22 protein-coding genes are annotated in these 22633 nt (G+C 58.2%); 21 read left to right on the forward strand and 1 reads right to left on the reverse strand.

Annotated elements, in window-relative coordinates:
• The first annotated feature begins 38 nt into the window (after positions 1 to 38).
• From BLT65_RS23030 to BLT65_RS23080, 11 genes are all read left to right on the forward strand, one after another.
• On the forward strand, positions 39 to 770 hold the full coding sequence (locus tag BLT65_RS23030; protein WP_091781331.1) for an enoyl-CoA hydratase/isomerase family protein: 732 nt from the start codon (positions 39 to 41) through the stop codon (positions 768 to 770).
• Between the two features lie 103 nt (positions 771 to 873).
• Positions 874 to 2274 carry an MFS transporter gene (locus BLT65_RS23035; protein WP_091781334.1) on the forward strand — a complete coding sequence of 467 codons (1401 nt, stop codon included), beginning with the start codon at positions 874 to 876 and terminating at the stop codon, positions 2272 to 2274.
• Between the two features lie 18 nt (positions 2275 to 2292).
• Positions 2293 to 3804 carry an aldehyde dehydrogenase gene (locus tag BLT65_RS23040; RefSeq protein WP_091781337.1) on the forward strand — a complete coding sequence of 504 codons (1512 nt, stop codon included), beginning with the start codon at positions 2293 to 2295 and terminating at the stop codon, positions 3802 to 3804.
• 446 nt (positions 3805 to 4250) lie between these two features.
• Positions 4251 to 4493 carry a response regulator transcription factor gene (locus BLT65_RS48750; protein WP_158660560.1) on the forward strand — a complete coding sequence of 81 codons (243 nt, stop codon included), beginning with the start codon at positions 4251 to 4253 and terminating at the stop codon, positions 4491 to 4493.
• The gene (locus tag BLT65_RS23050; RefSeq protein ID WP_091781343.1) at positions 4468 to 4659 is read left to right on the forward strand and encodes a LuxR C-terminal-related transcriptional regulator; all 192 of its coding nucleotides are present in this window, start codon (positions 4468 to 4470) and stop codon (positions 4657 to 4659) included. Before BLT65_RS48750 ends, BLT65_RS23050 begins: the two co-directional genes overlap by 26 nt.
• 147 nt (positions 4660 to 4806) lie before the next feature.
• Complete coding sequence (locus BLT65_RS23055; protein ID WP_091781345.1) at positions 4807 to 5652, forward strand: hypothetical protein; 846 nt, start codon at positions 4807 to 4809, stop codon at positions 5650 to 5652.
• A 105-nt stretch (positions 5653 to 5757) separates the two neighbouring features.
• Complete coding sequence (locus BLT65_RS23060) at positions 5758 to 6372, forward strand: hypothetical protein (RefSeq protein WP_091781348.1); 615 nt, start codon at positions 5758 to 5760, stop codon at positions 6370 to 6372.
• Positions 6373 to 6732: 360 nt separating this feature from the next.
• Complete coding sequence (locus BLT65_RS47970; protein ID WP_244186557.1) at positions 6733 to 6984, forward strand: hypothetical protein; 252 nt, start codon at positions 6733 to 6735, stop codon at positions 6982 to 6984.
• A gap of 68 nt (positions 6985 to 7052) precedes the next feature.
• Positions 7053 to 8045, forward strand: coding sequence for a M12 family metallopeptidase (locus BLT65_RS23070; protein WP_091781355.1), 993 nt, complete (start codon positions 7053 to 7055; stop codon positions 8043 to 8045).
• A gap of 49 nt (positions 8046 to 8094) precedes the next feature.
• Positions 8095 to 8409 (forward strand): hypothetical protein, encoded by a 315-nt coding sequence (locus BLT65_RS23075; protein WP_091781358.1) that lies wholly within the window; start codon positions 8095 to 8097, stop codon positions 8407 to 8409.
• A gap of 784 nt (positions 8410 to 9193) precedes the next feature.
• Positions 9194 to 10381, forward strand: coding sequence for a porin (locus BLT65_RS23080; RefSeq protein WP_091781360.1), 1188 nt, complete (start codon positions 9194 to 9196; stop codon positions 10379 to 10381).
• A 53-nt stretch (positions 10382 to 10434) separates the two neighbouring features.
• Here the strand turns inward: BLT65_RS23080 and BLT65_RS23085 are convergent, their stop codons facing one another.
• A complete protein-coding gene (locus BLT65_RS23085; protein WP_091781363.1) occupies positions 10435 to 11475 on the reverse strand; it encodes a LacI family DNA-binding transcriptional regulator in 1041 nt (346 codons plus the stop codon).
• 380 nt (positions 11476 to 11855) lie between these two features.
• Between BLT65_RS23085 and BLT65_RS23090 the strand changes: the two genes are divergently transcribed.
• From BLT65_RS23090 to BLT65_RS23135, 10 genes are all read left to right on the forward strand, one after another.
• A complete protein-coding gene (locus tag BLT65_RS23090) occupies positions 11856 to 12770 on the forward strand; it encodes a LysR family transcriptional regulator (RefSeq protein WP_091781366.1) in 915 nt (304 codons plus the stop codon).
• Between the two features lie 145 nt (positions 12771 to 12915).
• On the forward strand, positions 12916 to 13839 hold the full coding sequence (locus BLT65_RS23095; protein ID WP_091781369.1) for an intradiol ring-cleavage dioxygenase: 924 nt from the start codon (positions 12916 to 12918) through the stop codon (positions 13837 to 13839).
• A gap of 83 nt (positions 13840 to 13922) precedes the next feature.
• Positions 13923 to 14783, forward strand: coding sequence for a sugar phosphate isomerase/epimerase family protein (locus BLT65_RS23100; protein WP_244186558.1), 861 nt, complete (start codon positions 13923 to 13925; stop codon positions 14781 to 14783).
• A gap of 41 nt (positions 14784 to 14824) precedes the next feature.
• Positions 14825 to 15817: an inositol 2-dehydrogenase gene (iolG, locus tag BLT65_RS23105; protein WP_091781375.1), complete on the forward strand. Its 993-nt coding sequence runs from the start codon at positions 14825 to 14827 to the stop codon at positions 15815 to 15817.
• A gap of 24 nt (positions 15818 to 15841) precedes the next feature.
• Entirely contained in the window at positions 15842 to 16930 is a 1089-nt protein-coding gene (locus tag BLT65_RS23110; RefSeq protein ID WP_091781378.1) for a Gfo/Idh/MocA family protein, read from the forward strand.
• A gap of 100 nt (positions 16931 to 17030) precedes the next feature.
• Positions 17031 to 18101, forward strand: a complete 1071-nt coding sequence (gene chvE / locus BLT65_RS23115; protein WP_091781380.1) for a multiple monosaccharide ABC transporter substrate-binding protein — start codon at positions 17031 to 17033, stop codon at positions 18099 to 18101.
• A gap of 91 nt (positions 18102 to 18192) precedes the next feature.
• Entirely contained in the window at positions 18193 to 19731 is a 1539-nt protein-coding gene (gene mmsA, locus BLT65_RS23120) for a multiple monosaccharide ABC transporter ATP-binding protein (protein ID WP_091781382.1), read from the forward strand.
• A complete protein-coding gene (gene mmsB, locus BLT65_RS23125; RefSeq protein WP_081920788.1) occupies positions 19724 to 20932 on the forward strand; it encodes a multiple monosaccharide ABC transporter permease in 1209 nt (402 codons plus the stop codon). The genes mmsA and mmsB overlap by 8 nt, the downstream gene beginning before the upstream one ends.
• Before the next feature lie 139 nt (positions 20933 to 21071).
• Positions 21072 to 21368 (forward strand): Dabb family protein, encoded by a 297-nt coding sequence (locus BLT65_RS23130; RefSeq protein ID WP_042305461.1) that lies wholly within the window; start codon positions 21072 to 21074, stop codon positions 21366 to 21368.
• Between the two features lie 38 nt (positions 21369 to 21406).
• Complete coding sequence (locus tag BLT65_RS23135) at positions 21407 to 22468, forward strand: maleylacetate reductase (RefSeq protein ID WP_091781728.1); 1062 nt, start codon at positions 21407 to 21409, stop codon at positions 22466 to 22468.
• The last annotated feature ends 165 nt before the right edge of the window (positions 22469 to 22633 follow it).

The following is a 22633-nucleotide window of genomic DNA, read 5'->3' on the forward strand; positions in this document are numbered from 1 at the left end:
TGAATACGCTGTATACAGATTATACATCAGGAGACGACATGGATCGTGGTCCATTGCAGGCCCCCGTTCTGATCGAACAGACGGGCGACACGCTCACCTTCACATTGAACCGGCCGGACGCCGGCAATGAAGTGTCAGGCGCGATGTTCGACGCGATGTCGGCCGCGTTGCGTAGCGAGGCCGTCGAGCCCACGGCGCGCGTGTTGCGCCTCCGGGCGAATGGCGACGTGTTCTGCACGGGCCGCGAGCGGGCGGGGCGGGACGCCGTGTCGATACGCGCCGAAGTCGCGCGGCTGATCGAACTGAAGCGGCTGTTGCGCAACACGTCGCTGATTTCGATTGCGCAGGTGCAGGGCGATGCGCTCGGCTTCGGTTTCGGGCTCGCCATTCTGTGCGACTTCACGCTCGTCGCGTCGTCGACGCGACTCGGCTTTCCGGAGATGCGCTCTGGCCTGCCACCCGCCGCGATCATGGCCTATCTCGGCCGCTATGCGTTGCCCAAGGCGGTGTTTCCGATGGTGCTGTTCGGCGACGCGATCACACCCGAACTTGCCGTGCAGGCGGGCCTCGTCACGCGCGTGTGCGAGCCAGCGAATCTGCATGCCGAAGCGGATGCGCTAGCGGAACGCATTTTCTCGCTCGACGAAGCGGGTGCAAGGCAATGCAAGGCGTTTTTTCTCGCGGCACAGGAAAGCAGCGTCGAACACAACTTCCGCAGCGCAACCGATATGTTGACAGTCAATGCGTTGCGGCTGATGCAGAGCCGCTGAACACGGTAATGCATCTCTCACGCGATACAACACGACGTGCTACGGCGCGTGCGTCACTGAACGGGGACGTCACGCGACTTTGACACGTCGACAGGAGACAGACATGTACGTCAACGCAGGGCCAAGGCTCGACCGCTTGCCGATGTCGGGATTTCACCGGCGCATCATGTGGCTGATCGGCATTGGCATGTTTTTCGATGGTTTCGATATTTACGTGGCGTCGACGGTGCTCGGTGCGACGCTCAAGAGCGGCTTCTCCACGCTCGGACAGAATGCGCTGTTCGTGTCGCTGACTTTTCTCGGCATGATGCTCGGTTCGTTGGGAACCGGCTTTCTCGGCGACCGCTTCGGGCGCAGGTTCACCTATCAGGCGAACCTTGCGGTATTCGGACTGGCGTCGCTCGGTGCGGCGCTCGCGCCGAACATGGGTGTGCTGATCGCGTGCCGCTTCGTCATGGGACTCGGCCTTGGCGCGGAAAACGTGGTCGGTTACTCGACGCTGACCGAATTCGTGCCACCGCAAAAGCGCGGCAGGCTGCAGGGCCTGATGGCTGTCTTCGTGGTGTCGGGTTTGCCTGTCGCGGGGCTGATCGGCTTGCTGCTGATTCCATCGTTTGGCTGGCGCGCGATGTTCGTGCTCGGTGGACTTGGCGCGCTCGGCGTCTGGTATGCGCGCAAGGCCTTGCCCGAGTCGCCGCGCTGGCTCGATTCCGTCGGACGGCACGACGAAGCCGACGCGATCCTGCGTCGCATTGAAGCCGAAGTGACGGCGGCGCGAGGTGGCGAGCCGCTGCCGGCTCCCGTTTCGATGAAAGCAGGCTCGGCCGCGCCGCAAGTGCTCACGTTCGGTTCGCTTTTCAGCGGCGCGATGCTGCAGCGGATGATCGTCGGCTGCGTGACGCTGGTGGTCATCAACACGCTGTTGTACGGCTTCGTGACCTGGCTGCCGACGTTCTTCGTGCATCAGGGCTTCAGTATCGCGAAGTCGTTCGGCTTTGCGCTCGTGATGTCGCTCGGTGCGCCGATCGGCTCCGCAATCGGCGCGCTCACGGCCGATGCATGGGGCCGCAAGCCGACCATCATCGGTTCGTCGTTCGCGGCGATTCTATTCGGCGCGATGTATCCGTTCATCACGAGCCCTGTGATTCTGCCTATCGTCGGACTGCTGTTGACCATTCCCATCTACGTGCTGGTCGCGCTGCTGTTCGCCGTGTATGTGCCCGAACTTTTTCCGACCGAAGTGCGGCTGCGCGCGTCTGGCGTCTGCAACACGCTTGGGCGTGGCGCAACCATCGTGACGCCGTTCATCGTGGTGGCGCTGTTCGCGCAGCACGGCGTCGTCGGCGTGCTTGCCTTGATGATCGGCCTGCTCGCCGTGCAGATCGTGGTGGTCGCATGGCTCGGCGTCGAGCCGACGGGACAACGCCTCGAAGATCTTCAACCAGAAGACACACTCGCGCGCGACGCGCTTCATGCCGACGCGCACGCTTCGCCTCTCAAGTGAACAAACAGGAATGACGCAATGGATACGACGAACACCCAGCACTACGACGCACAATTGTTGATCGACGGCGAATGGACGGATGCCGAGAAGAACCATACGCTTGATATTGTCAATCCCGCGACGGGCGAAGTGATCGGCGCACTGGCGGCTGCGTCGGCGAACGACGTCGACCGCGCGGTGCAGGCGGGGCACCGTGCCTTCGAAGGCGGCGCGTGGCGCGACATGCCGATCCAGCAACGCGCGCGCGTGCTGAACCGCTTTGCCGATCTGTTCGAAGCGGATCTCGAACAGTTCTACAAGCTGGAGACACTGAACAACGGTCGCCCGATCTCCGAAACGCGCGCGCAGATTTCGCGGTTGCCGCAGTTCTACCGGTACTTCGCCGCGCTCGCCCTCACGCGCCGCAGCGACGTGATTCCCATTGAAGGACCGTACCTGTGCTACACGCAGCGTGTGCCGCTCGGCGTGGTCGCGCTGATGACGTCGTTCAATCATCCGTTGATGATTCTTTCGAAGAGCCTTGCGCCCGCGCTTGCGACGGGCAATAGCGTGGTCATCAAGGCATCGGAGCAGACGCCGCTGACAACCGTCCGGCTCGTGAAGCTGTTGCAGGAAGCGGGCGTGCCCAGGGGCGTCGTCAACGTGGTGAACGGCGAAGGGCGCGAAGCGGGCGCGGCGCTGGCACGGCATCCGCTCATCCGCAAGGTCGTGTTCACGGGCGGCACGGAAGTGGGCCGCACGATCGGCGAGGCGGCGGCGCGCAATTTCGCGCTGACCACGCTGGAACTGGGTGGCAAGGGCGCGGTGATTCTGTTCGATGATTTCGACATCGAGCGCGCGGTGAACGGCGCGGCGTTCGCGGCGTTCATCGGTGCCGGCCAAACCTGCGTGTGCGGCGCGCGCATCCTGGTGCAGAAGTCGATGTACGCGGAATTTCTCGAACGCTTCCGCGTGAAGGCGGAAGGTATACGAGTCGGCGATCCAGCCGATGCAAAGACCCAGCTTGGGCCTGTGATCTCGGATCGTTCGAGGCAACGCATTCTGGCGATGCTCGAGCGCGCGAAGGAGGCGGGCGCGAAAGTGCTGACGGGTGGACGCGTGCCGCAAGGATTGACGTCGGGCTACTTTCTCGAGCCGACGGTGATCCATGACGCCAGCCCGCAATCGGAGATTGGTCAGGACGAGGTGTTTGGGCCCGTCACTGTCGTCATGCCGTTTGAAGACGAAGCCGATGCAATCCGTATCGCCAACGGCACGCAGTTCGGCCTGGCTGCTTCCATCTGGACGCAGGACGTCGCACGCGCGCATCGGGTTGCGGGCAAGCTCGAGTTCGGCATGGTGTGGGTGAACGATCATCACCGGCTTGATCCTGCATCGCCGTGGGGCGGGTTTAAGAACAGTGGCGTCGGACGCGAGACGGGCGTCGAATCGTTCGATCAGTTCAGTGAGCCGCGCGCGGTGACGATCAACACCACGGGCAAGACAGTCGACTGGTATGCGGACGATGGTCAGTTGAAGCGGCTGAACTAACGGATAAGCGGGGTGAGTGGACGTGGCAGATCGTCAAGGTCTGCTCGTCCCGACATAGTTCGATTTGCCAGGTGAATGACCTTCCGCGGCGCCGCTCTGGTGCCCATCAGTCTGCGTAACGCAATCCGGGCGTCTTCAAAGGCTCGCGCATCTGCGTAAATACAAAATAACCGGATCGGCGACCAGGGAAAACGATCAATAAAAATCGAGGTCCCATTCCCGGATTTATGTTTGAGTGACCGTTGATATCAACGGCGTCACGCGAGCATGTCATTTCCAATCGGGGAACTGATCACATCTGTAAATCAATTCAGTAAACAATATGCGTTGGTCGCTCATTGACGCGGTATTGACATTCCGAAAAGCGACTTTCGTCGACCGGTCATGCGATCATGCACAATCTTGGGTATATCCCTTGTGATTGTGTACAAAACATTAAAAGAAGAATGAAACCATTGACGCAGCGAGAGAAACAGATCGTTTTGCTTATTGGAAATGGCTTACGGGGAGACCAGATTGCCGCCTCGTTGAAAATATCACCGCAGACGGTTCGAAAGCATCGCGCCAATATCGCGCAAAAGCTCGGGCTTTCAACGACCGTCCAGTTGGTCTCCTACGCCGTGACTGTTGCGCAATCGTCTTCAATGAATCCTTTTCCCCATCATTGCTGCAACACTCGGCAAACGTGAGATAGACGTACTGCGCCTCGTCGCTGCCGGATTGACGAGCAAGGAAATCGGGAAACAACTAAAAATCAGTCCCCGCACAGTCAGCAAGCATCGCGAAAACCTGATGCGAAAACTCCAGATCCATGACATGGCCGGCTTGATGCGGATTGCAAATTCACTGTGCTAATTGCCGGTCAATCGCGCTGCATAACGGACGTTTTCACACTACGCATTCTGAGGTATTTCTCTGAGCTATGAATAGCGCCATTGTGCTGACAACGGCACGCAGCAATTTGTGTGACCGCTATTCGGTTAATCCAGACGGAGAAAAGCCATGAATGCACCCGAACAAATCCAGCAACTTCATAATCAGGTTGCAGCGGCCGCGACCTTTTTTGGCGAGACGTTTCCCGAGATTCATCCGAATTACTATCCGGGGGCAGCGGCTGCACCTGTTGCACCACCGCCACCCGTCGACCAGAACACAGCCGGGCTGTTCAGCGCGGTGCAACTGAGCCGGGACGTTCCTGCCAATGTGCAGGCCGATCTGGAAACGGCGAGCCGCTGTATGTTGAACCTGACTTCGCTCGGTACTACGTATTGCCAGAGCCGGGCTGCAAAGGCGAACAATCCGGATCTCCTTTTCGACACTTCCGTCTGGAAACAGGTTCTGGTCAATTATCCGCTTCTTGGCCCGTTCAGCTTCCAGAACACGGGGTACAAAAAGACGATACGCGGCGTCGAACTGTCGTCGGAATTCCTTCAGTCGATCCTTGGCTTCGCGACCAAAGGGCCTCTGCTGGGCGCCTTCCAGTCGTTTATCGGATCGTTCGGCCAGAAGATCAGTGCGGGTGTCGATTCGTCGAGCAAGCCCTTCCATTTCGCGTCCAACACGGTGTTCATCGACGCGCAACAGGTCGGAAACACCTTGATGGTGATGCCGCACCTGAAGATGTACTTCTGCGATTTCACTTCCAAGGACAGAAAGGTCTACTCCAGTTGCGCGTCGGCAACGCTGATCGACGTCGACCTGCAGTACATCGAGGTCGACGCAATCTGGAACTTCGAGCTGTACAAGAGCGACGCGACGGTCAGGGCGGCATTCGACAAACTCGTCGGAGCGTCGGCCGTCAACAAGATCGAAGAAGCCACGACGTTCTTCAGCGACACGGTTAGCTAAGGCGTTTTTATCGGCCTGTCGAGGCGTCTCGCGGGCCGGCTCTGGCCGGCCCGCGACCCCTGTCTTCGCAAGCACGTTCAGCGCATCGATTTTGGGAGAACCACAATGAGTACAACGCCTCAATCGGCCTTCTTTCTGATCGCGAATGACAGTGACGATCTGCAAACCAGTCGCGACAGAACGCTCGATATCTTTGGCCTTGTCGATGGCCATGCCACGTCGCGCATGCAACCCGATGTGCCTGACTCTTATCAGTCTATCGCCCGGCAGGCGTTGCTGCGGATCCCGGCGCTCGGTCCATCGACGGGCAGCAGGTCTTCCGAGCAATCCGTGTCGTGTCTGGAAGGCGTGGCAAGGGTGCTAGGGAGGATGCCGTTCAGCCGGCCAGAGCAGCAAGTGAACTTTCTCGTTGAGCAGGGTTTGATTCCGCCTGACGACGAGTCTGAACAGGTTGCGCTGACGCTCTATTGCGGCGAGGTCTCGCCGGCTATCGTACACGGCGGTCCGACGATCCGCGTGTGGTTCGCGTTCGTCAACTGGACGCGCGGCGCCTATCCCGGATCGGGCGGTTCGATCTCGTGCGACGCAATCGGTGCAAGCGTTCTGGACAACTGGTTCACAGCCAATGCCAAGGCGTGGGCGACGATGACCAAAGCGGGAAATGGGCAAGCGGTTCGCGAATCCCATCGCCTTCTCGAATTGCCTGCACAAGACGACTGAAGAGCCAGATCCGTACGTTGTTTCGCTTATCAAAACGAGGTGAAGGAAATGCGTACTTCTCAAATTACGTTGAATCGTGTCACGCGTCGAATTGCGAGGCGCGGCGCGATAGGACTTGTGTGGTGTGCGGCTTCATTGGCGACGGTGTCGGCCGTCGCGCAAACCTGTCGTCCGCCTGCCAATGGACGTTGGGCGCAATGGCTGGACGCGCAGGAGGATGCGGGCGGCCATGCGCTTGCGTGTCACGTTGGTGTTTCAGTGAACGGACTCATAGGCCGCTTGACGAATCGCGGTGGTCACAATGGTCCCGCGTGCGCACCAAACGGAAATGCCGCGAGCGCGTGGTCGGATCGATCTGCATTGCTGAATGCGTTGAGACCTGTCATCGATCAGGAAGGGGATCGTTATGCAGACGGCGCTGCCGGAGATTACGTCATCAACGGTGTTGCGCGCACCACGGTGGGAACGGTTGTCAGCGCATCGGATGATGGCAAGAACCGCTCGCCCTGTCACGAAAACAAAGGGTACGTCTGCCAGAAGACGACGACATGGGTTGCAATCGTGCGTAAGACGCCGGGCGACTGTTATCTCTTAACGGCGTATCCGCGTTGAACCGGCAGGCTTGTGTTTCGCGATTTAAAGGCTATGCAAGATTGATCGCTACTTTATGGAGGTGAGCTATGAGTGCGGACGACAAAGAACTTCTTCAGACGCTCGTGAAGATTCTGCAAGTTGCGGGCGCGGCAGTCAACGGCAATGCGTCGGATGGTGACGAGCAGAAAGACAACCCGGTAGCGGCGTCGGCGGTCCCACAGGGCGAAGCGCCATCGTGCTCGATAAAGACGCTTCCCGACCGGCTTTTCGTACCGGCGGCCCAAACAGCAGTCAAGGTGAATCCCGTCAATGCCCCCGCGCTTGCTGTGTCGTCGATGCTTGCTGCGAACGTGCCCTTCGAGCCGATGGCCATCGCAGTCATGACGTCAAAGTACTGGGGGCCGACGCCGCGTCAACTGACGGTGAACTTCCTGGAAAGCACGCCCGCTGATCTTCGTGCGCGCATTCTGAGTCACATGAATGCGTGGGCGCGGGTATCGTGCGTCACGTTCGTCGAAACGCAGGGGGCGGCGGACGTTCGCATTTCTCGTGGCCCGGGAGGATACTGGTCGTATCTCGGCACGGACATTCTTCATATCCCTAAAGATCGGCCGACGATGAATCTGGAAGGGTTCACGATGAATACGGCGGAGTCGGAATACCTGCGTGTCGTTCGACACGAAACCGGGCACACGCTGGGCTTTCCGCACGAGCATATGCGCCAGGAACTGGTCGCGCGGATCGATCCGCAAAAAGCCTACGACTTTTTCTACCGGCAGTACGGCTGGAACAAGACGGCAGTGGATCAGCAGGTGCTCACCGCGCTTGATCAGCAGTCGATCTTCGCAACCCCGCCCGATCAGACGTCGATCATGTGCTATCAGCTTCCAGGAACCATCACCAAGGATGGACAGCCTATTCAGGGCGGCCTGGATATCAACGGCACGGATTACGCGTTCGCCGCGCAGATCTATCCGAAACCGGCGTCCAGCACAATGGATAAGCCAGACGCTGCGCAGAAGCCATCTGCGGATCGGGACGCCTGGAGCGCGTCGGAAGATGTGGAGGTAACGGTGTGAGGAAGCTATATTCTTCTGTCAGCCAAACGGGACTTGCAAGTGAGCGACGATGAGTCGATTGATAGAGCTGAGACTAACGGACTCGCTACCCGGGACATTGCATATTGAAGCCGGCGATGTTCTCATCGTGCCAGCGATGGGTGGGCACGTCCTTTCCGGGGCGGACGTGCTCGAATTTTTGGGCCCATTTCTTCCCGGCGTGATGGGGGAGGACGGACACGTCATCACGCCAGCGGGTCTGCCAAACGGGATCATGTTCGTGGCGCGGCGCGCGGGCCATGCGACGATTGATCTCGTTGCGGGAGACTGGCAGGCCCAACGGTTCTTCATCCTCGAAGTCGTCGTAGCGGCGAGCGGTTCGTGATGGCCGTTGAAGGTGACGGGCGGGTTTGCGTAAGCAACGCTTATGGATAGAAAAAGCGGCAGTTCAGACACGGCATTCCCATGTTGGCGGCAGCGCGTCTCATCACGGGCCGCTCTCACTATGGCGCGCGTCACCGCCGCGATCCTATCGTCAATCTGCTCGCCGTCATGGCGGTCGACTCAACGAACATGTTGCGCATAGATTTCGCGGTAGTTCCACCCCTCGTCGAAAATGAGTAGCCTGCCGCATCTTCCGAGAGTGCGATTCCTTCAGGTCGGACCTGGGTTTCTGTTTGCAATCCCCTGCAAACACTGCGACGCGAGGGCTTTCTCGACTTCCTGTACGGTCTTTGACGCAGGTCTATGCGGGAACCTGGTTTCATCGACGCGAGCGCAGACCAAGGCACAGAACGCAAGACAGAGCGACCTTCCCACTGACTGCGAAAGAGTTTCCCTTTTCCGCTCTGTTTTGCAGAGTTCGGCAAATATACACTCGCTCCAACCTTGCACGAACTGAGCCGCTGAGTTCCTGGTTTTTTCGTCACATCCAGATCGTTTCGGGAAATCGTCCTCTCCCTGTGGACTGTGTCGCGTCGCGGTGACGCTGATACGGCCCATCTGTCGCAGCCATTTATCCGGGTCAGGCATCGGGCACGCCTTGAGGCTTGAGCGCGGACATGTTCTGCGTGCCCTCTTGCCACGGAAAAGAGTGAGGACTCGTCGGCCGAGTCGAACGAACTACAAAATCAAAGATGTAAGGTAGGACTACTACTAATGGAGGAGAGATGAGAAAGATATTTTGTGGACTTGTCGCGCTAACAGCGACCGCATCGGTAAGCGCGCAGAGTAGCAACGTCACGCTGTACGGTATCGTTGACAACGGCCTTCAATACGAGACCGGACTCCCCAAAGGCCATGTGTTTGGTGCGCAGAGTGGAGGTTGGGCCCAGTCCCGCTTCGGCCTTAAGGGAGCGGAAGACCTTGGCGGCGGTACTCAAGCGATTTTCCAGCTCGAGTCGCGCCTGAATACGCAAAACGGCACATTTGCAAACGGCTCTTTCTTCGAGGGTCAAGCCACAGTAGGGCTGCGTAATGAGACCTGGGGCCAGGTGAAGGCCGGCAACATGGGCTCGGCTGAAATCAGCCAGTATTCGGGGGACGTCGACCCGCAGGAGACAAAGAAGTACGCGATCGGGACGCTGGTGCGGGGCCGGATTTTTTCTCAGGCAGCCAACGGCATCGAATATCTGTCGCCGAAAATTGCTGGCTTTACGCTGCAAGGTCAGTATGACCTGACAAACTCTACGAAGTGGAACGCCGGCAACCCAGGTAGTGCGCCGGGTCAACTGGGCACGTCGAGCGGTCTAGGCAGCGCGCAGGGGCGTTCTGATGGCATCAAATTGTCGTATCAGGCGGCCGGTCTTTACTGGCAGGCGACGTATGACGAGGTTCGCGATCCGAATGGACAGTTCAGCAATGTCTATCTTGCCTCCCGGTCGATTCTCACAGGTGCCACCTATGCAATCGGTCCTGTTCTGCTCGTACTCGGTTACCAGCATCTGAGTGCGCCCGACGCATCCAATGCGGGGTATTTCGGCACGGCGGCCGCCCCCGCACTTCCCACCGGCGCAACATTGCCGACCAGCGTGAATCACGAATGGCTTGGCGCAATCTGGCAGACGACATCAGCACTCGCGGTGACAGGTGCCGTTTATCACGCGAACGCCAATCATGGCAACGGTAACGGGACGCTGTACACCTTAGGTGCAAACTATTCGCTGTCCAAGCGAACGCTCCTTTACAGCGAACTAGCCTACCTCCATAACAGTTCGACCTCGAATCTCGGTTTGGACAGTGGGCTCTATGGTCCGAACAGCAATAACGACCCGATCAATGGCAGTCCGACCAGTACCAATCCGAACTACGGGAAAAGCCAGTTCGGCGTAGTTACCGGCATTGCAACGCGGTTCTGACAGCGCAGAAAGGGTTCGGGCGGCACTCGTCGCTCAAACCCATTTGCTGGGCATCAACGAAATCGGCTCGCAATGTGTTCTGGAATATTCTCAGGCGTTACGACGACCACTGATGATGACGGCGATACAGCCGACGCCGGCAAGAGTTTATGAAAATGCATGACGTGCTGGCATGCCGAGCGCATGTCCTGTCGAATCTCGTGATGCAAGATCGCCTGTATCTTGCCTTCTCGGAGAAGTCGAACGTTATCCCTGTCGAGGTCGTGTCCGATAAAGCGAACGGGAGACTGCTGTCTTGCTTCGATTGCCCTGAGAATGGCGACGTTGCCGCCTCCCATGGAATAGACAGCGTCGATCTTCTTGTGTGTGGCGATGACATTGAGAACCCGCTCTTCAGTGAGCGAGTCGAGGCCATGACCACCGCTGGCATCGATCAACGTGAGCTGCGGTTGACGCGCCCTCAACGCGCGCCGGAAGCTTATTTCACGTTCCTCTTCGCCGCGGAAGCGCTCGTCGCTCATCGTTATCAAAACGTTTCCCGGCTGCGGAGCCAGCCATTGGGTAATGAGGTATGCCGCGGTGGCCCCGGCGACACGATTGTCCAGTCCGGCATAGGCAATGCGCCCCGACAATGGGACGTCCGTGAAGGTCGTGATGACAGGAATACCGCTCCGTTGCAACTCGCCTATCGCTTCTGCGATTTCGGGAACGTCGCGTGCCTTCAAAAACACGCCATGGCTGCCTCGTCGTCCAATCGACCGAAGCGTCTCCAGGACTTCATCCGTTGTCATCGTCTCGCGTAAGTGGAATCGCGGTCGAAAGACGGCAGGGTGTAGCACCGGCAGTTCGGCTTCGAGCGCGCTTCTTATCTCGTCGGCAAATCGCGCAGGCGCTTCTACGACTACGTCAACAATCAGCTTTCGCCCGGTGGTCGCGAGTTGCAGTTCCTGCTTCTCGAGTTCCCTGATGGCCTGCTCAACGCGCTTGCGGGTGTGTTCACGAACGTGGGCACGATCATTTAGCACCCGGTCGACAGTGGCAACACCGAGCCCCGCCTGAAGTGCGATCTCCTTGATAAGGAAGCGATGAGCCATATGGCACCTCACAATTGATGGATTATTGATGGATAAATGATACTCCAGACTCGTCCTCAACGACTATGCTTGAGGCGCAATGGAGAGAGACGCGAACACTGGGACAGGAAAGCCCTTTACACGGATGTTACAGGCGCATTCGCCCGTCCATCATGGGTTATCGGCCAACATATGTGCGCTGGTCGAAAAATTTCTAAGCCTCGCACACGATCGTCCATCCAGGGTAATCCCTCTTATTGATGGATTGTTGATAGATATCTCTTCTCGCATTGCTGAAAAGACGGTCTTCTATTCGCCGGTGGCGAGGACGTTCTGAAATGTGCTGATCGACAAGACCCGCCTTGCCGATATCGAGCAAATGACCTGGATGGTGTACCCGGATGGACCAGTTCAAGGAATTACAGCTGTTCGTTGAAGTTGCTGAAACGGGAAGTATCAGCCGGGCTGCGGAAGTCACGGACCTATCTATCTCCGCGGCGAGCCGCTACCTGATCTCGCTGGAGAGTCGACTCGGCGTGCAGTTGGTGCGCAGGACAACACGAAACCTCTATCTCACCGACGCTGGCGCTGAGTTTCATCGGCGTTGCAAATCCATACTGGCGGACCTCGGTGAAGCTGAGTCGGTAATCAAGGAAGCAACCGTACGGCCAAGTGGCGTACTTCGCGTGACAGCATCGCTTTCGTTTTGCATGTTGCACATTGCCCCCATGCTTCCGGAATTCACTGCGCGCTACCCGGAAATCACAGTCGATGTAATCGCAGCCAATCGCTACTACGACATCATCGAGAATGGCATTGACGTTGCCGTTCGCACGAAGGTCTTCGAAGCCGACAGCAACATCACAATACGGCGGCTTGCTTCGACGCGGCGAATATTGGCTGCAGCTCCCTCATACATCGAAGCTAATGGCTCACCACGGTTTCCGGCAGAGTTGGGAAGGCACAGATTGTTGAACTATGGGCTCGCCGACAATCCGCGAGAGCTTACCTTTCAGCGATGTGGCGAGTCGGTCGTCGTCAAGGTCAAGCCGCTACTTGAATCCAATGACGGCCAGATACTTAGAGTTGCCGCGTTGGACGGCATGGGCATTCTCGTGCAGCCCAAGTACATCGTATTTGACGACCTGAAAGCCGGCCGCCTCATACCCGTGTTGAACGACTGGGACCTCCCCAGACTCACGATGAACATTGCTTTCCAGACCCGCACGCATATGCCCGTGAAGGTTCGTCTGTTCATCGACGCGCTCGTGGAGCGTTTCCAGCAGAACGAATATGAGCGGCATTGGACGGCGTAATCCGGTGAGCGACCACAATGGAACTCCGCCCAGGTTCAGTTTCCCACCAACCGCGAAAGAGATTCCCTTTTCAGCTCTGTTTTGCCGGGTTCGACGAATATAGACTCGGTTCCAGGTTGTACGAAAACATTGACGGAGACACCCCATGCAGCAGCCAGCCTCATCGATCTTGCAGTCGGACTCGCCTTATTTCGGCGAAGCTCACTCAGCAGACGTGGTGAACGCCCGTATGGGCGAGCATATCGATGCGCGACTGCGGCAGGTCATGACAGTTCTGGTCAAGCATCTGCATGCCGCGGTCAAGGAAATTGAGCCGACGCACGAAGAGTGGTTCGCTGCTATCCGCTTCCTGACGGAGACAGGTCACATGTGTACCGACTGGCGGCAAGAATACATCCTGCTCTCGGACGTTCTCGGCGTCTCGATGCTGGTCGATGCTATCAATCATCGTCGTCCCAGCGGTGCTACGCCGAATACGATTCTGGGTCCGTTCTACATCGCCAACGCACCCGAATATCCGAACGGCGCGAACATCTGTCTGGATGGAAAGGGCGAACCCATGATTGTCGAAGGCCGGGTAACCGATATCGAGGGAAACCCGATTCCGAACGCGAAGCTCGAAGTGTGGCAGACGAACGACGACGGCTTCTATGATGTGCAGCAGAAAGGCATTCAGCCGGATTCGAATCTGCGCGGCGTTTTTGCGTCGGATGCTGAAGGGCGTTACTGGTTCAAGTCCGTCAAGCCCCGTCACTATCCGATTCCCTCGGACGGTCCTGTTGGGAAACTCCTCGGCGCAATGGGTCGGCACCCGAATCGTGCTGCTCACCTTCACTTCATCGTGACCGCGCCTGGCTTTGACCCGGTCATCACTCACATCTTCACGCCCGACTGCCCATATCTTTCCGAAGACGCAGTGTTCGGTGTCAAGCGTGAACTCATCGCCGAATTCAAGAAGATCGACGACCCGGAAGCGGGTGGACGCGTCGGGTTCTCATCGCCGTTCTGGACTGTGTCGTGGGATTTCACGCTCGCGACGTCCGGCAAGCACACGCGGGCAATTCCTTAGTCGTTTGGCACGCAGTGTGTGCCTTCGAAAAACCGATGACATTGAGAGACACAGGAGTACTACATATGAACGCGAAGAAAGAATTGCTGGCTGCGTACTGGACCCTTGCCGGCGACGTTTATCCGTGTGCAGCGAGCGAAATTAGCCCGTTCCCGCTTCGTGAGCGCTGCGAAGCGGCAATGCGTGCGGGCTGGAGCGGCATCGGTCTCATCCTCGATGACCTCGAGTACAGCATCGAGAAATACGGGCTGTCGGGCGTCAAGAACATTCTCGACGACACAGGCATGAAGTACTTCGAGCTCGAAATTCTCATGGACTGGTACTTCGACGGCGAGGCGCGTGCCAAGTCGGACGATTGCCGTCGCCGTTTCATCGAACTCGGTGGAGAACTGGGCATGCGCAATCTGAAAGTCGGCGCGAGCCCATTCGACAAAAATCCTGCCGACTTCGCCCGCATGACCGACGAATTCGCAAAACTTTGCCAGGACGTGGCGACCGTTGATGCCACGGTAGCAATCGAATTCATGCCTTTCTCTCCGATCCGGAACATCGCGGAAGCGCTGATCGTTGCGGAAGGCGCCAACCAGCCCAATGGTGGCCTGATGGTCGACCACTGGCACGTAGCTCGCGGTGGCAGCCCTTATAGCGAGGTCGCTCGAATCCCGGCGCGCTTCATCAAGGGCGTGGAGATGGACGACGTTGGCGCGCAGGTCAAGGGTTCGCTGTTCGACGACTCGACGTTTAACCGCCAGCTTTGCGGCGAAGGCGCAGGCGACTGTCCCGCCTTTGTCGATGCGCTGGAGCAGGCAGGCTGCACGCTCCCGTACTACGGCGTGGAACTCATCTCCGAGGTACACCGGAAATTCCCGCTCGACGAGATGGCAAAGCGCGCTTTTGATTCCACCGTCGCGCAGTTCCCGGCAAAAAGTACGACTGCCGCCTGAAGCGCTTGACCTTAACCGACAAAGTATCTTTGGAGACTCACATGATTCGAATCGCCGTACTCGGTGCCGGCCGCATTGGTCGCATTCACGCTGGCAACGTCGCCGCTAGTCCGAATGCACAACTGGTCGTGGTGGCAGACCCGGTTGAAAGTGCAGCAAAATCGTTGGCTACCCGTCTGGGCTGCGAAGCCTCGACGGATCCCGCGGGCGTGCTCGAACGCAAAGATATCGATGCGGTCGTCATCGGCACGCCGACGGACACGCACATCACGTTCATGCTTGAAGCCGTCAGGCGCGGCAAGGCTGTTCTGTGTGAGAAGCCCATCGACCTCGACATGGAAAAGTCGCTTGCCGCGGCAAACGAGGTCGAGCGCCAGGGTGGCCGCGTCATGCTCGCTTTCAATCGACGTTTCGACCCGACGTCGCAAGCATTCCGCGACGCGATTGACGCGGGCGACGTTGGCGATGTGCGCCAGGTCATCATTTCGAGCCGCGACCCGGGCATGCCTCCCCGCGACTATGTCGAGCACTCGGGCGGCATCTTCCGCGACATGGTGATCCACGACCTGGATATGGCGCGCTGGTTGCTCGGCGAAGAGCCCGTCGAGGTAATGGCGATGGCCAGCCGCCTCATCGACGAGTCGCTCGAAAAACTGACCGACTTCGATACGGTGATGGTGCAGTTACGGACCGCGTCGGGCAAGCAATGCCATATCAACTGCTGTCGCGAAGCCGTGTACGGCTACGACCAGCGCATGGAAGTCTCGGGTTCGAAGGGAATGCTCCTTCAAGAGAATCTTCGACCGTCGACGATTCGGCGCTGGTCCAAGGAAGCGACCGACGTTCGCGAGCCGCTGCTCAACTTCTTCCTGGAGCGCTACGAGGCTGCGTACAAGGCGGAGCTCGAAGCCTTCGTCGATGCGCTGAACACGAACTCGCCGCTGCCGACGTCCGTGCAGGACGGTCTGAAGGCGTTGCGCCTGGCGGATGCGGCACTCGAGTCCGCGCTGTCGGGCAAAGCCGTCAAGGTGTAACCAGGAATCCGGAGGAGATAAGTCATGACCCGAAAGATTGGTCCCAACGAAACGCTCGGCGTGGCATGTCTTGGCATCACTCACCCGCACACGTCCGGGCGAGTCAAGGCTATCCAGCGTCGTACCGACGCGAAGATGCTCGGTGCGTGGGATACGAGCCCGCTGCTGACGCCGTTTGTCGACGCGCTCGGTCTCGAAGCCCGTTCGAAGGAAGACATCCTGGCAGACGAGAACGTTCATGTCGTGCTCGTCCACTCCAAGAGCGAGAAGATGGCCGACTTGACCATCGAGGCGCTCGAAGCCGGCAAGGCTGTTTTGTGTGAAAAGCCGGCAGGCCGCAGTTCGGCGGACGCAAAACGTATCGTTGACGCTGTGGAGCGCACGGGCGGCCTCGTCCAGGTCGGCTACTGCTGGCGCTTCGCGCCTTCCGTCGACGCCATGCAGACCGCGCTCAAAAGTGGCCGTCTCGGCAAAGTCGTGCAGGTGCGCGCACACGGTGGGTGCTCGCATGATGAGGCGGGTACCCCGCACATGACTCAACCCGGCGATATCGGTGGTGCGGTTTTCGTTATTGGCTGTCACCTGATCGACCGCATTCTTTTGCACTTCGGTGTACCGCGTTCGGTGAATGCCCGCATCACGAAGTTCCCTAACTTCCACGGCGACGAATCGCGCGAAGACGCGGCGGGCGCGGTGCTGAACTATGAAGACAAGATTGTCAGCGTCGACTTCATGTCCTGGGACGTTTTGCCGTGGACGGAAAGCTGGGACATCACCGCCTACGGGACGGAAGGCATCATGTCTTCCCGCTCGCTGCCCGCGAGCTACAAGATTTATGACGCGGGCAAGGGCGACCATCCGGAGGGCTGGACCGAGTGGCAAGAGACCAGCTTCCCGGAAATCTGGGCGACTAAAAAGACGGAATATTCACCCGACATCGCTGAAATCGGCAATCCGGTGTACTTCGACCGCGAGTCGAAGGAATTCTTCGACGCATTGCGCAACGGCACGCCGTCGGTTGTGCCCGCCACGCAGGCATACAACATCAGTCGTGTCATCGAGGCCATGTTCGCTTCTTCGAAAGAGGCGGGTGCCGAGGTCTTGATCGGCTAACAGGTAAACAGGCTGATGCCCGCGCGGCATCAGCCAGGTATTATTCCGCGCTTCATAAGCCGGAAATGTAAATACGGATTCCTAAATAGGAGACAGCATCATGAAGATTTTGAAGAGTGTCGCGGTCATTCTGGCTGCTTCGGCAGCGTTTGCAGCAACCTCCGGTACTGCTTTCGCTCAAGCGAAAGGCGTGGTTGGGATCTCGCTGCCGGACAAAACCGAATCCCGCTGGATTACCGACGGGAAAAGCATGGTCGACGCATTGAAGGCGAAAGGCTACTCAGCCGACCTGCAGTATGCAAACTACGACGTTCCGACCCAGGTCAACCAGGTCGAGAACATGCTCGCGAAGGGTGTCAAGGCGCTCGTCATTGCGCCTATCGACGGCAAGACCTTTTCGGACGCGCTGGCGCTTGCCCAGAAGAAGGGTATCAAGGTCATCTCATACGACCGCCTGATTAGCCAGACCAAGGACGTCGACTACTACGCCACTTTCGACAACTACGGCGTCGGCGTTCTGCAAGCGCAGAGCATCGTCAGCGCCTGGCAGAAGGCCGGCAGCAAGACCCCGTTCAACATCGAAGTGTTCGGCGGGTCCAGCGACGACAACAATGCCCGTATGGTCTACGCGGGCGGCATGTCGGTCCTGAAGCCATATATCGACAGCGGCAAGTTTGTGATTCGGAGCAAACAGATGGCCTTCGAAAAAGTTGCCACACGTAACTGGGATGGCGCGACCGCTCAGGCCCGGATGGACAATTTGCTGAGCGCATTTTATGGCAAGGACCACCTCGACGCGGTCTGGGCGCCGAATGACGCGCTGGCCATTGGCATTATCTCGTCGCTCAAAGGCGTGGGATACGGTTCGGGGCAACAGGCAATGCCCGTCATCACGGGACAGGACGCGGACGTTCAGAACGTCAAGAACATCGTTCGCGGTGAGCAGACGTCGACGGTGTTCAAGGACACGCGCAAGCTGGCCGGCGTCGCAGCGGACATGGTCGACAACGCATTGAGCGGCAAGCAGGTGCCCATCAACGACACGAAGAGCTACAACAACGGCGCGAAGGTTGTTCCGACCTACCTCGTGAAGCCGATCCTGGTCGATAAGGCTAACTACCAGTCGGAATTGGTCACCAGCGGCTACTACACGCAGGCCCAACTCAAGTAATGCATCGGAACGTCAGCGTGGCGGGATTCTCTAGCGGGACCCGCTTCACGCAGGCGCGCCGCCGAGCGTGACCAATCAGAGGAATTTGACCATGGATACCATTCTGGAGATGCGCGGAATTCAGAAGAGCTTTGGCGCTGTCAAAGCCCTGAATAACGTCAATCTGAGGGTCCGTCAGGGCGAGATTCACGCCATTTGTGGAGAAAATGGCGCCGGAAAATCGACCCTGATGAAAATCCTCAGTGGCGTCTATCCACACGGCTCTTATTCTGGCGACGTCCTTTACGACGGTCAGGAACGGGCGTTCGCCGATATTTCCGATAGCGAGGCGGTCGGCATCATCATCATCCATCAAGAGCTCGCGCTCGTACCGATGCTCTCGATTACCGAGAACATCTTTCTCGGTAACGAGCAGTCGAAGCGCGGCATCATCGATTGGCAGGTATCGCGTGCGAAGGCCAAGGGACTGTTGGCGAAGGTAGGGCTCACGGACTCGCCGGACGCACCTGTCGGCACGCTCGGGATTGGCAAGCAGCAGCTCATCGAGATTGCGAAGGCATTGTCGAAAGAGGTTCGTTTGCTCATTCTCGACGAGCCTACGGCAAGCTTGAATGAGAAAGACAGCGACACGCTTCTCACTCTGCTGCTCGAGTTGAAAGCGCGTGGCGTCACGTCAATCATCATCTCGCACAAGCTCAACGAAATTTCGCGCGTCGCGGACGGTATCACAGTCATTCGCGACGGCTCGACGGTCGACGCACTCGATTGCAGTGTGGAGAGTGTGAGCGAAGACCGCATTATCAAGGCGATGGTCGGCCGGGAAATGTCCGACCGCTATCCGCCGCGCACACCGAATATCGGCGAGGTGATTGTCGAAGTCAAGGACTGGCGTGTCCAGCATCCCACGCAGCGAGACCGCGCGGTGATCAAAGGTGTGAACCTGACGGCGCGCAAGGGTGAAATCGTCGGTATCGCCGGGCTGATGGGTTCCGGGCGTACAGAACTTGCGATGAGCGTCTTTGGTGGCACCTACGGGCAAGACATCACGGGCCAGGTGCTGATGCATGGAAAGCAGGTCGATGTTTCCTCGGTACAAAAGGCCATCAAGGCGGGCATCGCTTACGTGACGGAGGACCGGAAAGGCAACGGTCTGCTTCTCGACGACAACATCAAGCGAAACATCACGCTGGCGAACCTGTCCGGCGTCTCCAGGATGGGTGTCGTCAACGAGCACGAGGAGACAACAGTTGCGACCGAATTTCTCAAGAAGCTTCGAATCCGCGCGCAAGGCGTCACCCACGTCGTTGGCAACCTCTCGGGCGGTAACCAGCAGAAAGTCGTGCTGAGCAAATGGCTGTTCTCCGAACCTGAGGTGCTCATCCTTGACGAGCCCACGCGAGGCATCGATGTAGGGGCGAAGTACGAGATCTACAACATCATCAATCAGGCGGTTGCGGCAGGTAAGTGTGTGGTCATGATTTCCTCAGAAATGCCCGAACTTCTCGGCATGTGTGACCGCGTCTATGTCATGAACGAAGGCCGGTTTGTCGGCGAATTCACCGCAGAAGAAGTCTCGCAGGAAAAGATCATGCGAGCGATCATGCGAAATGGAGGCATCGAAAATGCGTAAGGCACTCTCTCCGGTGGCCGTCGAAGGCGGCGAGGTCAAGAACAGCGAAGTCTTCGGAATGGTCAAGCGTCTGGGCAGCGAATATGGCCTGCTCCTGTCGCTCGTCATCATCATGGTGTTCTTCCAGATTGCGACCAATGGCGTGCTGATGCAGCCGCTCAACCTGACCAATCTGGTGCTTCAGAACAGCTACATCGTCATCATGGCGCTCGGGATGCTCATGGTGATTGTCTCGGGGCACATCGATCTTTCTGTCGGCTCGACGGCGGGTCTGGTGGGCGCCCTGGCAGCGGTGTTGATGGTCCAGTACGAGGTCAACTATGTTTGGGCGACCATCATCTGTATTGCAGCCGGCGCGCTGATCGGCGCTATGCAAGGTTACTGGATTGCATTCTGGCGGATGCCTTCGTTCATCGTGACGCTGGCCGGGATGCTGGTGTTCCGTGGCTTGACAAACCTCGTGCTGCAGGGCCAGTCCATTGGCCCGTTCCCGGAAGCATTCGGCGCGATGAGCTCGGGTTTCATCCCTGACCTCTTTCACGGACAGGCGCTTCATATCACGTCGATTCTCCTCGGTGTGTTTGTCGGTGCGCTTTTCTTTGTGATTGAGCTTCGGCATCGCGCTGGCGCGGCAAAGCATGGCGTCGAAAGCAGTTCTTTCTCAATGTTCGTGACGAAGAATGTCGTCCTTACGGCGCTGATTGTGTTCTTCTGCTACCTGCTCGCATCCTATCGTGGCTTGCCTACCGTGCTCGTCATCATGGGTGTGTTGATTGGCGTGTACACGTTCATCATGAATCGTACGACCATTGGCCGCCGCATCTACGCAGTTGGCGGCAATGCGAAGGCCGCGCGACTCTCAGGCGTCAGCGTGCCGGCAGTGAGCTTCCTGACTTTCGTGAACATGGGCGTGCTTGCCGCATTGGCAGGGCTGATCTTCGCCGCTCGTCTGAATAGCGGCACGCCGAAGGCTGGCACCGGGTTCGAACTCGATGTCATTGCAGCATGCTTCATTGGTGGAGCGTCTGCATCCGGTGGCGTCGGGAAGGTCGTCGGCGCGGTGGTGGGCGCGTTCATCATGGGCGTGATGAACAACGGAATGTCCATCATGGGCATCGGTGTGGATTATCAGCAGGTTATCAAAGGCATCGTTCTGCTCGCGGCAGTGTTCGTCGACGTGTACAACAAGAACAAGGCGTAACTGCTTTCTACGTTAGACCAGCTTTAGAGCCTGGCAGGGGCCGTATAAGCAACGTGCCTCTTGCTTGAACGCGTACTGGGTCATGAGATTGCATCTCGAGAATTTGACCTGTTCAACAGCAACATTAACGGAAGCAAATATGGTCAAGCATATCGTGATGTGGAATGTTCGCGGTGACACGCCCGAGCTAAAGAAGGAGTCAGCGATGCTCGTGAAGTCGGCTTTCGAGAGTCTGAGTGGGAAGATTCCCGGGCTTACCAGGCTCGAGGTGGGGCTGGACGTAAGTGCCGTCGACTATGCATGCGATGTCGTGCTGTACACGGAGTTCGAAACCCAGGAATCGCTCGACGCATACGCCTCGCACCCTGAGCATCTGCGGGTGAAGCAGGTCGTCGGTGACATTCGTATCGCTCGCCACCAGGTCGACTACGTTTAGGCGAACTGCACCGTATGACGACACAGGGAGCTAATCTCATGTATGAGTTCACCTATACCACGCAGGCGTCGAGAGTTGTGTTCGGCGCCGGAAGCATGAAGTTGATTCAACAGGAAGTCGAGACGTTGGGCGCACGGCGGGCGTTGGTTCTTTGTACCCCGGAACAGAAGGCTCAGGCGGAGGTAGTCTCGGCTCTTCTCGGTCCTTCCAGTGCGGGAGTCTTCGACGGCGCCCAGATGCATGTTCCCATCGAGAACGCCCGCCGCGCGCGAGAACATGCGAAGTCAGTTGACGCGGACTGTGCCGTTGCGATTGGCGGCGGATCGACGATTGGTCTCGGCAAGGCCATTGCGCTTGAATCGTCGTTACCGATCATCGCGATACCGACGACGTATGCCGGGTCGGAGATGACGCCCATCTACGGCATTACCGAAAATGGCCTGAAGAAAACGGGCCGCGATGCGAAGGTCATCCCGAAGACAGTCCTGTACGACCCGGAATTGACAATGGGGCTCCCGGTTCGTCTTTCGATAGTCAGCGGCCTCAACGCGATCGCCCATGCCGCCGAAGGGCTGTACGCCAAGGACGGAAATCCCGTCATGTCGCTGATGGCGGAAGAGGGCATTCGCTCTCTTGCCATCGGCCTGCGTGGAGTGAACAAGAACGGCAAGGACAAAGCGGCGCGCAGCGAATGTCTCTACGGTGCGTGGCTGTGCGGGATGGTGCTCGGCAATGTTGGCATGGCGCTTCATCACAAGCTGTGCCACACCTTGGGTGGAACATTTAACCTGCCTCATGCGGAGACGCACGCAATCGTGCTGCCTCATGCTCTAGCTTACAACAGTCCCGTTGCGGATGAGGCTATGGAGCGGATTGCCAGGGCATTGAACGTAGCGTCGGCGGCCGACGGCCTTTACCAACTCAACGAAGAGCTTGGGGTTCCGCGAGGCCTTCGCGAGATTGGGTTGAGGGAAACGGACCTCGATCATGCGTGCGAGGTGGCATTGTCAAACCCATACTGGAACCCGCGACCGATTGATGAGAAACCGCTCAGGGCACTGCTGCAGCGTGCCTGGGAAGGCGCACGCCCGTCCGCGTAATTTTTGGAAGGCGGGCGTCTGGCAGGCACACGGCAGCGTTAGTGACACGAATCGAATACGCGGGCAATGAATTTATGTCATACCATTGCGGACACGCTGGGGAACAGAAGCGTTTTCAAAGAATGCATCAGGCCGATGACGCGAGTCGATCTACCCCTATAGCAC

This window comes from Paraburkholderia steynii, from assembly GCF_900100565.1.
Lineage (GTDB): Bacteria > Pseudomonadota > Gammaproteobacteria > Burkholderiales > Burkholderiaceae > Paraburkholderia > Paraburkholderia terrae.

Coding starts and splice junctions, on each gene's coding strand:
- BLT65_RS23060 (WP_091781348.1), top strand. CDS start 5,758: ATGAGTACAACGCCTCAATCGGCCTTCTTTCTGATCGCGAATGACAGT.
- BLT65_RS23070 (WP_091781355.1), top strand. CDS start 7,053: ATGAGTGCGGACGACAAAGAACTTCTTCAGACGCTCGTGAAGATTCTG.
- iolG (WP_091781375.1), top strand. CDS start 14,825: ATGATTCGAATCGCCGTACTCGGTGCCGGCCGCATTGGTCGCATTCAC.
- mmsB (WP_081920788.1), top strand. CDS start 19,724: ATGCGTAAGGCACTCTCTCCGGTGGCCGTCGAAGGCGGCGAGGTCAAG.
- chvE (WP_091781380.1), top strand. CDS start 17,031: ATGAAGATTTTGAAGAGTGTCGCGGTCATTCTGGCTGCTTCGGCAGCG.
- BLT65_RS23090 (WP_091781366.1), top strand. CDS start 11,856: ATGGACCAGTTCAAGGAATTACAGCTGTTCGTTGAAGTTGCTGAAACG.
- BLT65_RS23130 (WP_042305461.1), top strand. CDS start 21,072: ATGGTCAAGCATATCGTGATGTGGAATGTTCGCGGTGACACGCCCGAG.
- BLT65_RS23030 (WP_091781331.1), top strand. CDS start 39: ATGGATCGTGGTCCATTGCAGGCCCCCGTTCTGATCGAACAGACGGGC.
- BLT65_RS23135 (WP_091781728.1), top strand. CDS start 21,407: ATGTATGAGTTCACCTATACCACGCAGGCGTCGAGAGTTGTGTTCGGC.
- BLT65_RS23055 (WP_091781345.1), top strand. CDS start 4,807: ATGAATGCACCCGAACAAATCCAGCAACTTCATAATCAGGTTGCAGCG.
- BLT65_RS23040 (WP_091781337.1), top strand. CDS start 2,293: ATGGATACGACGAACACCCAGCACTACGACGCACAATTGTTGATCGAC.
- BLT65_RS23080 (WP_091781360.1), top strand. CDS start 9,194: ATGAGAAAGATATTTTGTGGACTTGTCGCGCTAACAGCGACCGCATCG.
- BLT65_RS23075 (WP_091781358.1), top strand. CDS start 8,095: ATGAGTCGATTGATAGAGCTGAGACTAACGGACTCGCTACCCGGGACA.
- BLT65_RS48750 (WP_158660560.1), top strand. CDS start 4,251: ATGAAACCATTGACGCAGCGAGAGAAACAGATCGTTTTGCTTATTGGA.
- mmsA (WP_091781382.1), top strand. CDS start 18,193: ATGGATACCATTCTGGAGATGCGCGGAATTCAGAAGAGCTTTGGCGCT.
- BLT65_RS23035 (WP_091781334.1), top strand. CDS start 874: ATGTACGTCAACGCAGGGCCAAGGCTCGACCGCTTGCCGATGTCGGGA.
- BLT65_RS23110 (WP_091781378.1), top strand. CDS start 15,842: ATGACCCGAAAGATTGGTCCCAACGAAACGCTCGGCGTGGCATGTCTT.
- BLT65_RS23085 (WP_091781363.1), bottom strand. CDS start 11,475: ATGGCTCATCGCTTCCTTATCAAGGAGATCGCACTTCAGGCGGGGCTC.
- BLT65_RS23095 (WP_091781369.1), top strand. CDS start 12,916: ATGCAGCAGCCAGCCTCATCGATCTTGCAGTCGGACTCGCCTTATTTC.